Origin of the sequence: Erwinia sp. JH02, from assembly GCF_013074405.1 — a bacterium.
Lineage (GTDB): Bacteria > Pseudomonadota > Gammaproteobacteria > Enterobacterales > Enterobacteriaceae > Erwinia > Erwinia rhapontici.
In genome coordinates this window covers 1-13,797 of sequence record NZ_JABANZ010000022.1, presented here as the reverse complement: position 1 = coordinate 13,797, position 13,797 = coordinate 1, and the positions used below count along the sequence as shown (strand labels likewise).

Sequence of the window (13,797 nt, the reverse complement as noted above, 5' to 3'; positions counted from 1 at the left end):
CCTATGGAATGTATTTATGTATAAGTCGTTTATAATCATACAATGCCGTTTTGATGCATAAACAGGGTGTTTCTCTAAATAATCTTTTAACATTCCTACAAAAAATAGTTAAACTTGCCACCAACCTGACGTCCATATACTGGAATGCCTGACTTGCTCACACTGTATCGCCTGTCTCAACGCCGGATACCAGCACTGATTGCCCTGATGGCAATCCTGATGCTGTTTATCGCTCCAGAGGTTTCAAAAACTCTTGAACACCGGCGCATGCAGTCTGACAGTGAGGTAATGACTGAGACGTCAACTGAAGCGATGGATGAGATGGATATGGGGATGATGCCGATGGATCATGCCATGGATCACCCGATGGCTACCGCAGGTCACCATGTCATGGCTGATCAGGCCGGTCAAAGTACTTCAAAAACCGCTACGCATGTTATGAACGATGGCATGGGCATGATGGACGATTTTGCCTGCGGTTACTGCCAGCTTCTGGCGCATTTCCCCGTGCTGGCCTGGGTTTTAATCCCACTCATTTCTCTCCTGCTATTGAGTTCCCGTGCCTCTCCATCACTTATTTCCCCAGCAACACCTGTCACTTTGTTTCCCGGCAGATCTCAACCGAGAGCTCCTCCTGCGTTTTAATCTTCATTTCAAGTAAAACTGAATGCTTATTTCGATTTATTTTGAAGTAAAGCAATTGAAATTTTAAATGTGCTCTGCGCAGAGTCTGTTACTCCTTAAATAAATCAATACTACATATCACTATCGTAAATTTTTGCGCAGGCACAAATAATTAATGACTCTGCAACCTGATGTTGCCGGGAAGTTTTTATTTATTTCGTCAGGAACGAAGAATGGAACGTCGCGTATCACGCCTGTCCCTTTTAGGCGCATCACTGGTAGTGAGCTGCAATGTTGTGGCAACTGAAAATAAAGGTTCTCTTCAAGCTGAAGCCGTGCAGGATCAGCCTGTAATGACGGTCACTGCCCCCGGGGTGTCACCTCTGACGCTCGTCACCAACCTGAAAACGCCACGTCAGCCCGTTCCGGCCAGTGACGGTTCAGATTATCTGAAAACTATTCCGGGGTTTTCGCAGATCCGTAATGGCGGAACCAATGGCGATCCCGTTTTTCGCGGCATGTTTGGCTCCCGCCTGCGGATTTTGACCAATAACAGCGAGATGCTGGGTGCCTGCCCTGCACGTATGGATGCACCAAGCTCCTACATTTCACCAGAAAGTTTTGATGTGCTGACCCTGGTAAAAGGCCCCGAAACCGTGCTGTGGGGTCCGGGAAATTCAGCAGGAACCCTTCGTTTTGACCGCGAGCCGCCGCAATTTGATAAGTCCGGGATAACAGGCAGCGTCAGCGTGCTGGCAGCATCGAACAGCCGCTTTGATGAGAATGCAGACGTCAGCCTTGGCAGCGAGGATGGATATATCCGCCTGACGGGTAATAAATCCCGTTCCGGTGATTATAAAGATGGCAATGGCGATCGCGTGGCATCGAAATGGGACAAGTGGAATACCGATATTGCAGTTGGCTGGACGCCCGATACAGACACGCTGCTCGAACTGAGCGCCGGTAAAGGCGACGGTGAAGCGCGTTACGCCGGTCGCAGCATGGATGGCTCGCAGTTTAAGCGTGAAAGCCTGGGCATGCGTTTTGAGAAATCAAACATTGGCGAGGTGTTCGATAAGTTCGAGGCCAGTGCCTACTACAACTATGCCAACCACATTATGGATAACTACTCGCTGCGATCGCCCGGCAGTTCGTCAATGGGCGGCATGAGTTCCGGGATGGGTATGGGGTCATCCATGAATATGTCCGATTCATCATCAATGGCCATGCAACTGGATCGCCGTACGGTAGGCGGCCGCATGATGGGGACCTGGCTGTGGCAGGAATTTCAGCTCCAGAGCGGCGCGGATTTGCAGACCAATACTCACCGAAGCAAAGATGACAGCGGTTGGGTAAAAGATGCGCGCTTTCATGACTACGGCGTTTTCAGCGAGCTGACCTGGTACGCTACCACTAAAAGCAAGGTGATTGGCGGCGCACGCCTGGACAGGGCCCTTGTCGATAACTACTCCGATACCGGAGCTGGCAGCCGCAGTGATACGTTGCCTGCAGGATTTATTCGCGTCGAACACACCCTAAACACAATGCCATTGATGCTGTATGCCGGAGTCGGATATACCGAACGTTTCCCGGATTACTGGGAGCTGTTCTCTCCTACTTATGGCCCTGGCGGCAGTGCGAGCGCGTTTGATCACGTTAAGACGGAAAAAACCACGCAGCTGGATATCGGCGCACAGTACAGCGGTGAACGTTTTACCGGCTGGGTTTCCGCTTACTTTGGGCGCGTAAATGACTACATCCTGTTCCGTTACGATCCAAACGACGCCTATGTCAGTGAAGCTGACAACGTGGATGCCAATATCATGGGCGGTGAGACGGGCTTCAGCTACCAGCTCAGCGATCACTGGAAAACCGATACCAGCCTGGCCTGGTCATGGGCCGAAAACAGTTCAGACCATCAGGCATTGCCACAAATTCCGCCGCTTGAGGCGCGGTTGGGACTGAACTGGGAATCCGGCAACTGGAGCAGCGGTGGCCTGGTGCGTCTGGTGAGCAGCCAGAATCGTATCGCGGAAAACGAAGGTAACGTGGTTGGCAAAGACTTTGAGAAAAGTGCGGGGTTCGCCATCGTTTCGGCCAACCTGGCTTACAAAATAACCCAAAATGTAAAGCTCAGCAGCGGCGTTGATAACCTGTTCAACACGACTTACAGCGAGCATCTCAACCTGGCCGGTAACAGTACGTTTGGCTACTCCGCCAACACGCCGGTGAATGAACCGGGACGCACCTGGTGGGCCAGGGCCAACGTGAAGTTTTGATCAGTATTCGCCGGCCTGAGCGCGCGTGATTATCACTGTGTACTTCACGTAGTCATCAGCCGGTCGGAAAATGCGTTTATGGGATGGGATAAGCAAATGAGTCAGTACAGAATAAATCGCCGCTGCCAGCTGGCAATTGCAATCAGCAGTTGTTTTGCAGGATCTGTCTGGGCAACGGGCACGACTGCAGATATCACAAATTCAGCACCGGACACTATAACGGTAACAGGCCATCCAAGCAGTTATGCAGAGGAAAACTCTGTATCTGCCACCCGCACCAACACACCAATATCTGAGATCCCGCAGTCGGTGCAGGTGATTAACCGTAAAGTCATGGATGAACAAAACAGTCAAAACCTCAGCAATGTGCTGGTTAATGTTTCGGGCGTGCGGCCAATCCGGCAGGATGAAGTGTTATTCGCGCAGCCATTAGTGCGCGGGTTTCCGGCTGAAATCTATCTTGACGGTTTACCGGCATTTGGGGGTACCGCAGCAAGTATTGATCCTTCCAGCCTGACGGGTGCAGAGCGTATCGAAGTGCTGAAAGGACCGACTTCCGCACTGTATGGTGGGGGTATTGGTGCCCCGTTAGGCGGGCTGATCAATGTGGTATCTAAACGGCCTGAAGCGGCAACTGAAGGCAGGGTCGGCATCCGCACAGGAAGCTATTCCACCGTCAATCCCTGGGCTGATGTGAACGTGCCGTTGGGTGAAAGGGTCGCTGCACGAGTTTCAGGTTCGTACGAAAAAAGTAACAGCTGGATTGATAACGTTAAGAGCCGCAACTGGTTCCTGCAACCCAGCGTGTCATTCGAACTTTCACCGCAAACCGAGTTGATTTTTACCGGGCAGTATAACCGGCGCAGTCAGATTGAGTACTCAGGATTGCCCGCGGCACTGGCGATCAACGGTGATATCGACCGCCATGCATACCCCGGGGCAACCCACGGGCAGCCCAGGACGTCCATTGAAAACCAGGTCAGTACGCTGGCACTTAAACACTGGTTTAATGATGACACAACCCTGAATGTAACGGGGCGCTATTTTGACAGTAAAGTAAGCGACTTCGACTGGCTGACTCCACAGGTGAGTACCGTGCTGAGTGGCACTGCCCCAGACAAGACAGCAGATCCCCATGCCGAACATAAAGGGGCGATGGACGGCATGGATATGTCCGGCATGACAATGCCTGTGATGGCCTTATCCCCGCTCAAGACAGCTACGATAAACCGCCCAAATGCTGACTGGGATAGCGTACTAAATGCAGCCAGGTCAGCCGGGATCAGCGCATCGAAAATTGAGCTGCGCCAGCCTAAAGCAGTCGATAAAGCCTGGACAGTGACGGAAGTGGATCGTAGCTGGCCGAGCCAGGTTGACTCAGTTTCAGTCAACCCTAATAACTTCAGCATTGTCGACCACGTCTGGTTCGATAAATTCCCGCTGGTTGCCAAACTGACCCGCTGGGGCGTCGATGCGCATATGGGAGTGCTGTTCGGCCTGCCTAACCAGCTGATACTGGCTGCGTTTGGCCTGGGGCTATGTGTGATGATTGTACTGGGATACCGCATGTGGTGGATACGTCGTCCGAAGGTCGCTGAAACTCACTCCGCACAAACGTTGCCAATCAGCGATCTGGCGGAACTATTTTCTGTTTCACGCCCAACGGTTTACCGAACACTTTCGCGGCATAAGCCAATTTTGGAAATTTAAAACCGAAGAAAGCAGCCCCGTCAGCTGGCTGCTTTATCAGATTATTTATTATCGTCGGACAGCTTTGAGGGTGACATCCTTCTTAAAAGAAAACACAGCGAATTCCTTAACCGGTTTACCTTCTTTCAGGAAACCAAAGATTAAAACCTTATCAACAGTAGGGAACAAATCCCTAATGTTTTACCGGCGTATGTTCTGATATTTAATGCATACTGGCTAGACTCATTTATAGAAAGGTAAAAAACAACCATTAACCGTGATAGGGGAATAGCTGAAAATCTCATAACCTGGAGAATTTTCGTATAGAGGTTATGCCACATGACTCAACACAATCATTTTCAGAGATACTTTTTTATTTTACTAAAAGATAACGAAAGACGCGTGAAGTATCTTTCCACAGACGAAAATGAAAAAAAGTAACGTCAAAAACCATTACCTTGTTAACGACTTGTCGCGCTCCCCATATTATAAATAAGAAACCGCGTTTAAAATTCGTTTACCAATAAATGACTGTAAAATATGAGAATATCGTTATTTAACGATCTGATATTGTGTAATTTAGAGTTTAACAGAATTTTATTCTAAATAAACAAAAGTAACGATCTGAAATATCGAGATAACTAGACATAATTTAGAGTTTAACAGAATTTTATTCTAAATAAACAAAAATAACGATCTGAAATATCGAGATAACTAGACAGAATAGTGCATTGATCTGTATTATACGTGTCGAACACAACGCTTCTCCTGTGATGGTGGAGGTATAAACCGCATTGGAAATCCCAATGAAAGCCAGAGAGACATGTAAGTCAGTTACGAGGAGAGTTGCAATCTCTAGCCCTTGCAATTTCACCCTTCACGGGATGACTTATGTTACACACAAGCATGTGACGTGCTTATTTAAAAATCATGACTACCTGGCAATTTATTCAAACTTTGACAGCAATGTTGAGTTTGATGATGTATTTATCCATGTACGCACGAATGCAAGTGCGGAGTTGGGATTAATACAAAAATTTATAACGTTACGCTCGCCGCCACGAATCATTGTCTTGGTGGATAATGCACATGTACCTACTCTGAAATTGCTTCGTGCTATGGGTCTTTTTTTTATTGTTTCACTGCGTGACTCATTGAGTAATATTGATAAGCTTCTTCAGGATTCTTCGATAGTGCGTTATATGAGCGCGGACTTGCATGCTGTTATCAAGGCGATTCAGCCAGCTCCCGTCTGGGCTGCGGAATGGGACGCTTTCGTTGGTGTTCAATATTTAACACCAACGGAAACGGAAATTATCCTGGATTTACTTCAGGGCATATCACCCTGGCAGATAGCTAGAAAGCGGTTTGTCTCGGTCAAGACCGTCAGTACACACAAGCTCAATGCCCTAAGAAAAATGGAACTCCGGGGACTCAATGATTTTTTTATCACGCCTCGCCGTTAAATAACGCGAGATCGCTGACTGCGGAAGAAAACGCTTCTTACCGCACATTGCCGGCCAGAAATGTTCTGCCGGTTTTATCCATAAATCCACATGAAAGGGATACATCATGATGAATGCAGTCAAGAAAACCGCCTGTGCCCTCGCGGTGCTGGCCACCTCAACCGCCGTCATGGCCGAGAGCATTGATGTGAAGGTCATCGGTACCATCACCCCGACGGCCTGTAAGCCCACCCTGACCGGGGGCGGCACCATTGATTACGGCACCATTAATCCTAATACACTGAAAAAGGATGAGTTTACCATTCTGGCAGAAAAAAAAATTGACTTCGCCATCACCTGTGATGCGCCGGCTAAAGTGGCGATTGCTGCAAAGTCTGGCCGCGGGGAGAGTGCAGTTAATAAAGATGGTAAACTAACTGTTATTTCTACGCATATTCCGCTTTTCGGCGCCCCAAACGCACACGCTGTCGGCCTGGGTCTGGATGGCACTAAGGGGGTGGGCGGCTACAGTCTTCGCCTGCAGGCCGGCACCATGCAAGCCGATGGTAAAAATGTCGATAGCATCCAGTCTAATGGCAATCCCACTGCTTGGGGTAAAACTGAATACGGGGCCCTGTTTAACCTATCAGGTCAGCGCTACGCATCCTGGGCCGCGACGGGTACGCTGACGCCGATTGCCTTTACCACCTTGTCAGGCAAACTTGGCGCCCAGGCTTACATCAACAAGGCTTCCGAGCTTGACCTCACCAAACCCGTCAAACTGGACGGCCTGACCACCCTGGAGCTGGTCTACCTGTAATTAACCTGTTGACCGGGCCTCGCGCCCGGTCTTTTTTCGGTCGTGACCGGCCATTTTTTCTTTTCGCTTACCGACACGGATGATTTCTCGCATGAACCTCTCTGCTTTTTGTGCGGCCTCCGCGGCCGCCCTGTGGCTGTTCTCGGCCTGCGCCCAGGCGACGGGCGTGCTGCCCGAGTCGTCGGTGGTTATCGTTGAGGAAGGCGATGGTGAAGGTGCCATCAACCTGCAAAACACCGACAGTTTTCCCGTTCTGCTGCTGACCACCCTGCAGGATATCGAACAGGACACCGAAAAATTGCTGCTCGTGACGCCACCGGCGGCCCGCGTTGAACCCGGCAAGACCCAGCGCGTCCGCTTCATGCTGACCGCCAAAACGCCGCTCAAAACAGAGCGTCTCAAGCGCGTGGTGTTTGAAGGCGTGCCCCCACAGGAAAAAGATAAGAACGTGGTACGCATGACGGTGCGCCAGAACCTGCCGGTCATCATTCGCCCTGCCGGCCTCGCGCGGGATGAAGCGCCCTGGAAACGTCTGATATGGTCACTCAAGGGCGGGGTCCTGAGCGTCAACAACCCGTCTGCGTATGTCGTGCGCCTGGGCCAGGCGGTGACCACGCTACCTGACCAGGCGACCTGGATGCTGCCGCACACCTATGTATTGCCGGGCCAGCAACTGACGCTGACTCGCCAGGCGAAACGCGGTGAAGCCAACACCGGCGCGGCCGGTAAAGTACGTATCTCGCCGGCCACAACCTGGGGCTTTACCGTCGACAGTTATGAAGCGCCACTGGCGCCGTAAAAAGAGGGGTGACAGGATATTGCACGCGATACACTACTCTCGTTGCCGGCCGCTTCGACGTCTGCTTCCGCTGTTGATTGCCGCACTCTGCGCCGGCCATGTCGAGGCAGCAGATGAGCTTCAGAACCACGATAACCTGACCTTCGATACCGGCGTGCTGAGCGGTCGCGGTATTGACCCTGCCATTGCCGCCCTGTTTGGTCAGGCTCCGCGCTTTCTGCCCGGTGAAAACACCGTGTCACTCTCCGTCAACGGCAATGCTCGCGGGCGGGTGCGGGTGAAATTTGATGAGGCGGGTGTGCTTTGCGCCGACCGCGCCTTTCAGCGTGCCGCGGGGCTGGTATCCCCCCCAGGTTATGCTGACGGCGCGGCCTGCTTTGACCTGCACCGCGCCTGGCCGCAGGCCGATATACAACCCGAACCGGGTGAAGGTAAGGTTATTCTGGTTGTCCCGTCTGAAGCGCTCAGTGCACCCGATACAGGAGACGGTAACTGGCAGCACGGCGGCGTGGCCGGCATGGTCAACTATGACGCGCAGTATCTGAGTTCCTCCGGCGGCGCCGGCGGGCTCAACTTCGGCCAGCTGGGTACCGAAGCCGGATTCAACGCCGGTGACTGGATAGTCCGCAGCCGCCAGACCTTTACCCGCTTCAACGGTGATGACCGCATCAATCATCAGGCCGCCTATGCGCAGCGCAGCTTCGTCGGCATTAAAAAGGTGCTGCAGGCCGGTCAGGTCAGTCTCTCCAACTCGCTGTTCGGCACCGGCCAGGTACTGGGCTTTCAGCTGTTTCCCGAGTCGGCGCTGACATCGGGTCAGGGTGGGGCCGGACTGGTAGAGGGAGTCGCACAGACGCAGTCCGTGGTCGAGGTGCGTCAGTCCGGCGTGCTGGTTTACAGCACCGCCGTGCCGGCCGGACCTTTCCGGTTACAGGGGTTCTCCCTGCTGAACACCCGCACCGACCTGGAGGTTACCCTGACCGGCAGCAACGGCGAGATACGAAAGTTCATCGTACCGGCCGCCACCTTGCTGGCGCGTGCGCCGCTGGTCTCTCCGGGGCTGTCGTTCGGCGCCGGCCGACTCGAGCAGCAGGACGGCAAGGCGCCACTGCTGGGCACGGTGGCCTCCGGCTGGCAGCTTACGCCATTTACCAGCCTGAATGCCGGCGTACTGGGGTCAGCGCCTTACCGAGCCGGTTCGCTGAACCTGGATACCCAGCTGTGGGAACCGACCCGCCTCAGTCTGCAAAGCACCCTGGCACAGGATGCGGACCACGGCAATACCGGCACCCTGCTGTCTGCTCTGCTCAGCCACAGCCTGAGTGAGCGCCTGAGCGTCAACGTCAACGGGCGCCAGCAAACCACGGGCTATCGTGAGCTGAGTGATGCGCTGCAACGGGCCGACCAGGACAACCCCAACAGCCAAAGCCGCAGCCGGTATCAGTGGGGCAGCGGCGTCAACTGGTCGGCAGAGAGGCTGGGTAACCTGTCGCTCTCGTGGGCACGCAGTACCACCTTTGCCGGCAACAACACCGATTACCTGCGCGGCGGCTGGAGTCGGCAGTTTGGGCGCACCTACCTGGGCGTCAGCCTCGAACACAACACCGGAACCCTTAATGGCCAGGCGGATGACCGTCTGTATGTGTCATTCAGCATGCCACTGGGCGAAGGGCGTGATATCAACAGTTACCTGAACACCGCCAAGCGCAGCGCCCGCACCGGCGTTCGCTACAGCGACCGCACCAGTCAGGACCGGGGCTGGAGCATTGCCACCGACCGTGACCTGCGCAACAACCGTACGTCGGTCAGCGGCAACCTGGACTTCGTGACGCCGGTTAGCCAGTTGAACGCCAGCGTCAGTCATGACAGCGATAACTATACCAGCTGGTCGACGCGTGCCGGCGGTGCCATTGTATTGCATGAAAACGGTATCACCCTGTCTCCCTACCGCGTGGCTGACACCTTTGGGATTGCGCGAGTGGGGAAAGAGTCCGGCGTTCGGCTGGATACGCCGGCGGGGCCGGTATGGACCGACTGGCGGGGATATGCAGTGATACCGACGCTGAACGGTTACCGGCGGTCGGCCATTCAGGTTGATACCCGCAGCCTGGCGAAAAATGTCGATATCGATAACGCCTGGCAGGAGAGCGAAATGGCCCGGGGCGCCATCGGGCGGGTGGACTTCGATGTGCTTCGTACCCGGCGCGTGCTGGTCGGCACGGCAATGGCTGATAACAAGCGTCTGCCGCATGGCGCCAGCGTGTTCAGCGCTACGGGTGAACTGGTGACGGTGGTGGGCGACGATGGCACGGTCTTCGTGCCGGATGCGGCGCCGGGGATGCGCCTGGAGGTGCAGAGTTCCGGCAAGACGGTGTGCACGATGCAACTCGACCTGCCGGAGAAGGCAGACACCACAGGCCTTTATGAAAATGCCACGGCGACCTGCCGGTAAGGAGAAACGATGAACATGTTTTGGAGGCGGTGGCTGCTGGCCCTGTTGATGGGCGTCACGGGTGCCAGTGCGGCCGACCCCATCATACCCCCTGGTCTGGAAGCAAGCCCGATGCCGACATTACCGCCGGATACGCGCTGCAGACTGTCGGTCAGCAATCCGGTGGTCGATTACGGAATGATGTCACGCTGGCAATTGGAAGATATCGGGGTCGGCCGCGTCTCGCCGGGGATACGCTCGCTGACCGTGATCGTGGTCTGCCCCTACTCGCGAACATTGAGCCTGCGGGTCGAGGGCGAGGACCATGACGGCGGATTGCGCTACGGTGAGCATGGCACCACACGCATACGCCTGTTGGATGCGCAGCTGGACGGCAATGCGGTGGAGCTGCGCACGATAACGCCGGCCGGTGTTATCACGGAGAGCGGCGGGCAAAGACTAGAGCTGAATGCGGGACAGCGGTTGGCGCCCGTGATGCAGGGAAGACTGGCGGAAGGTAAGATGTTGACTGCCCGGCTGGAGATACAGCCGGTACTGGCGGAAGGCGATGCGCGCGTCAGCAGTCGGCAGCGCAGCGAAACGATGCTGACGCTGACACTGGACGACTAGTATAAGTAAAGGCCCGGCAGTCAAAGTAATGTTCTTGTCAAGGCAGGTATCGCAAGATACCTGCCTTTCCTTTATGCATGCATCGGCCGATTACAGGTGAGACGGTTAAGGTACATGACATTACCTGTGAGATATGGCTTTGGAGGATTGCCCCTCCCCGTCTATAAAACTGGGGTAACGGAAATTTCGCCGGAACCCCAGAACACCCCCTTCTGTATCTTATTACTCCAGCACTTACATGCAGCATGTGACGTAGCGTTTTTCTGCCAGTTCAGAGTGTCCGGATTTTTATGTACAGGCAGATGAAATTCCGCTTCCTCGAACGGACAGACTCGCGGCGATGCCGCTCCCTAATCCGTTCTTGCGGCGAGCGTTACCAGCGTTCTCAAAAACGATATTTTTGCCTGGTTTCGTCAAGGGCGAGCGGAGCGAGTACAGTTCACCCTTGACGACTCACGGATAAAACAAGCTGGTCAGGGTGGAGGGGTTCACGCAGTGAGGCCATCCACCTGAAGACGCTGTTGCTGTTGCTTTTGACCTTGTGAGCGCAGCGAACCGAGACCCCGCTGGAGGTGCAGGGGCGAGCAAAGCGAGCTGGCAAACAGGTACAAAATGCGAGCGAATGCGACCATTTTGGGCTAGATTGCCTATCCTGCATCATGCGTAAAATATCGGAGGATGTGACACCATGAAAAACATCAGCTTCAGGGTGCGGGATGAGGATTACGCGCGGCTTGTCGAGATACTGGACTGCAAGCCCACGCAGTATTTTTCGCAGCGAGTGAGACTGCTGGTTGGTTCAGAAAACACGACGAATACGGGAGTGGATTCTGACACGCTCAAAACGACGCGGCCTGTTAAGTCGTTTGTGACGCAGGCGCAGTACGAGGAACTGACGGAAGCTGCAAAACAAAATGGCTGGCCACTTTCGAAAGAAATCCGTCACCGTCTGGCTATTGCCACACCTGACAGAATTATCGCGCATACGGAGTTACTGCACCTGCTCCAGCGACTTGACGACCTGGCAATGCAAACGTGGATGGATAATCTGTTGAGAGTTAGTAACAGCCTGAAATGGGGCTATACGTTCAGGTCTGAAAACACGGAACGGACAGACGAAATTGACGAACTCAAAGCGGAATTTAAACGCCTCCGGCGCGAGGTTTCAGACTTTAAACGGCAACTCAAAGACCTGAAAGTCATCTCAGAACGTGTCTAAAACGCTCTGTAAGCGTTTATAAGCTGTTTTTTTAGGATCTGGCTGAATTGCCAGTGTCTCACTTGGTGCTTTCCTGGTTTGTCCTAGGGGCCTTTTTAGCGTCTTCAGGTCCCGGATTACACCTAACACCATCTGGCGTATAGAATCGCCCATCAGCAGCAGGATCTGTACCTCCGTCACATCCAGGGATGCCGTCATTACCTCCAGACCCTCCACTGTGACCATCATCGGCAGCAAAAGAACAAGCAGGAAGAATAAAACATAAAAGCATCAAAGTATTACGAAATATACCCATAATTAAACTTTCCCTCCCTGAATGAGGGGTCCGCTTGGAAAAGGGAAAACATCCTACGCCAAGGCTATTTATTAACCAGTAAGGTGTCTGCAACTACGTTAATTGCAGCTGCTGTGGTGTTTCTGCGTCCGAAACCGAACGATTACGTACACCATTCTGTCTGCATGTCCGAAAGTGAGCAAAACCATAAACGGACAGACTGAACGTACCGTACATCACTTACGGTCAGGGGTTTCCGCTCAATGGAACGAAATCACCCGTTAAGCTTAAAACGCTTAACGTAGGATAATTTCCGAATTCCAAGCGGACCCCTGGTAGAGCTTGACCATGTTGACAGGCAGCTTTGAGCGAAGCGGACAATGACATTGTCCGCCAATTAATAACTTTCTGTTCATCCGCCTTATCAAAACAGCGATAGGGTCAGTGCAAGGCCATAAAAGTGGGTGTTCTGACACTTGAACTGCTCAATGTCGCTATGATGATGACGTCATAACAGCGGTAATGCCATATAACCCAATACCATACGCAAGGTGCGTAATCAGGCTTAACAAACGCGCCACCCATGGACGAGGTGTAAGGGAGGCAGCGATACCAAAGCCAAACGCGGGTTGCAAAATCAAGAACGGAGCAATCAAAGTTAACAAACCTGTCAACACACCCGTGGAGAGAGAAGGCTCATGGAGCCAACCCCTTCCGTTAAGCAAAAGCGGGATAACAGCAAAAATTATCCCGGTCAGATAATGGAATACCCAGCCAGTAAGATTCTCCCCACGTATCTGTGACGCTGAAAGAATGGTGTGATGCCTGAATTTTCCTTGTGGAAGCCATAAAATCCAGCGGCCTACCAGCGCATAATTCAATGGTGGAATTTTTAAAATGAGCTTTTGACATAACGACCACAGATCCATGACCAGTGTTGCGCCAATGCCCGTGATGACAGTTTTGAAAAAAATAATGATATCCAATGCTTACTCCTTCTTTTAAATGACATAATGATCAGTGTGCAACTTAAAGTGAGGTTTAAGTCAACAATGAAAGAACTGGATATCAGGGAAATCGCTGACCTTACCGGAGTTACCCCGTCAGCGTTGCGATATTACGAAAAGAAAAAACTAATCAAACCTGTTGGCCGTAACGGGCTAAGAAGGCAATACAATGAAAATGTTATCAATAAACTGCAATTAATCGCGCTTGGGCAGGCTGCGGGGTTTTCTCTTGATGAAATAGGCGCAATGTTTAGTGCAGAGAACAAACTCGCATTAGACAGCGTTCAGCTTCTTCAGCGAGCAACGGAGATCGATGGAACTATCCGCAAACTCCAGTTGTTAAGCCGGGGGCTGAAACATGTCGCATGTTGTACAAAGACTGAGCACTCCGAATGTGAAGAATTCAAAAAAATCGTATTCAGAGGGCTGCGACTCATCAGATAGATTATTTTAAAGTTCCCGGACATGCCCTACGTCCGCTTCTGGCTGTGAGTTCAACGGGTCGATGCAACGCTATCCTTAATCAAGGGGGACGTTGCTATGAAACGAAGAACGCGCATTTACTACACGCCAGAACAGA

11 protein-coding genes are annotated in these 13,797 nt (G+C 52.7%); 10 read left to right on the top strand and 1 reads right to left on the bottom strand.

Features of this window, described 5'->3' with window-relative positions; genetic code table 11:
* The first annotated feature begins 153 nt into the window (after positions 1-153).
* The 9 genes from HHI26_RS24770 (at position 154) to HHI26_RS24730 (ending at position 11,936) form a co-directional block, all read left to right on the top strand.
* Positions 154-645, top strand: coding sequence for a DUF2946 domain-containing protein (locus tag HHI26_RS24770; RefSeq protein ID WP_241008354.1), 492 nt, complete (start codon positions 154-156; stop codon positions 643-645).
* 212 nt (positions 646-857) lie between these two features.
* Positions 858-2,903: a TonB-dependent copper receptor gene (locus HHI26_RS24765; protein ID WP_171149937.1), complete on the top strand. Its 2,046-nt coding sequence runs from the start codon at positions 858-860 to the stop codon at positions 2,901-2,903.
* 78 nt (positions 2,904-2,981) lie between these two features.
* Positions 2,982-4,613 carry a TonB-dependent receptor plug domain-containing protein gene (locus HHI26_RS24760; protein ID WP_346775718.1) on the top strand — a complete coding sequence of 544 codons (1,632 nt, stop codon included), beginning with the start codon at positions 2,982-2,984 and terminating at the stop codon, positions 4,611-4,613.
* A gap of 785 nt (positions 4,614-5,398) precedes the next feature.
* Positions 5,399-6,058 carry a LuxR C-terminal-related transcriptional regulator gene (locus tag HHI26_RS24755; protein ID WP_171149935.1) on the top strand — a complete coding sequence of 220 codons (660 nt, stop codon included), beginning with the start codon at positions 5,399-5,401 and terminating at the stop codon, positions 6,056-6,058.
* A 106-nt stretch (positions 6,059-6,164) separates the two neighbouring features.
* A complete protein-coding gene (locus HHI26_RS24750) occupies positions 6,165-6,857 on the top strand; it encodes a DUF1120 domain-containing protein (RefSeq protein WP_171149934.1) in 693 nt (230 codons plus the stop codon).
* Positions 6,858-6,948: 91 nt separating this feature from the next.
* A complete protein-coding gene (locus HHI26_RS24745) occupies positions 6,949-7,656 on the top strand; it encodes a fimbria/pilus chaperone family protein (RefSeq protein ID WP_171149933.1) in 708 nt (235 codons plus the stop codon).
* Between the two features lie 16 nt (positions 7,657-7,672).
* Entirely contained in the window at positions 7,673-10,108 is a 2,436-nt protein-coding gene (locus tag HHI26_RS24740; RefSeq protein WP_346775720.1) for a fimbria/pilus outer membrane usher protein, read from the top strand.
* A gap of 9 nt (positions 10,109-10,117) precedes the next feature.
* The gene (locus tag HHI26_RS24735; protein WP_171149931.1) at positions 10,118-10,717 is read left to right on the top strand and encodes a fimbrial protein; all 600 of its coding nucleotides are present in this window, start codon (positions 10,118-10,120) and stop codon (positions 10,715-10,717) included.
* A gap of 688 nt (positions 10,718-11,405) precedes the next feature.
* Positions 11,406-11,936 carry a hypothetical protein gene (locus HHI26_RS24730; protein ID WP_171149930.1) on the top strand — a complete coding sequence of 177 codons (531 nt, stop codon included), beginning with the start codon at positions 11,406-11,408 and terminating at the stop codon, positions 11,934-11,936.
* 768 nt (positions 11,937-12,704) lie between these two features.
* Here the strand turns inward: HHI26_RS24730 and HHI26_RS24725 are convergent.
* Positions 12,705-13,196, bottom strand: coding sequence for a DUF2938 domain-containing protein (locus tag HHI26_RS24725; RefSeq protein ID WP_205945788.1), 492 nt, complete (start codon positions 13,194-13,196; stop codon positions 12,705-12,707).
* 66 nt (positions 13,197-13,262) lie between these two features.
* Between HHI26_RS24725 and HHI26_RS24720 the strand changes: the two genes are divergently transcribed.
* A complete protein-coding gene (locus tag HHI26_RS24720) occupies positions 13,263-13,661 on the top strand; it encodes a helix-turn-helix domain-containing protein (protein ID WP_171149929.1) in 399 nt (132 codons plus the stop codon).
* Positions 13,662-13,797 lie beyond the last annotated feature (136 nt).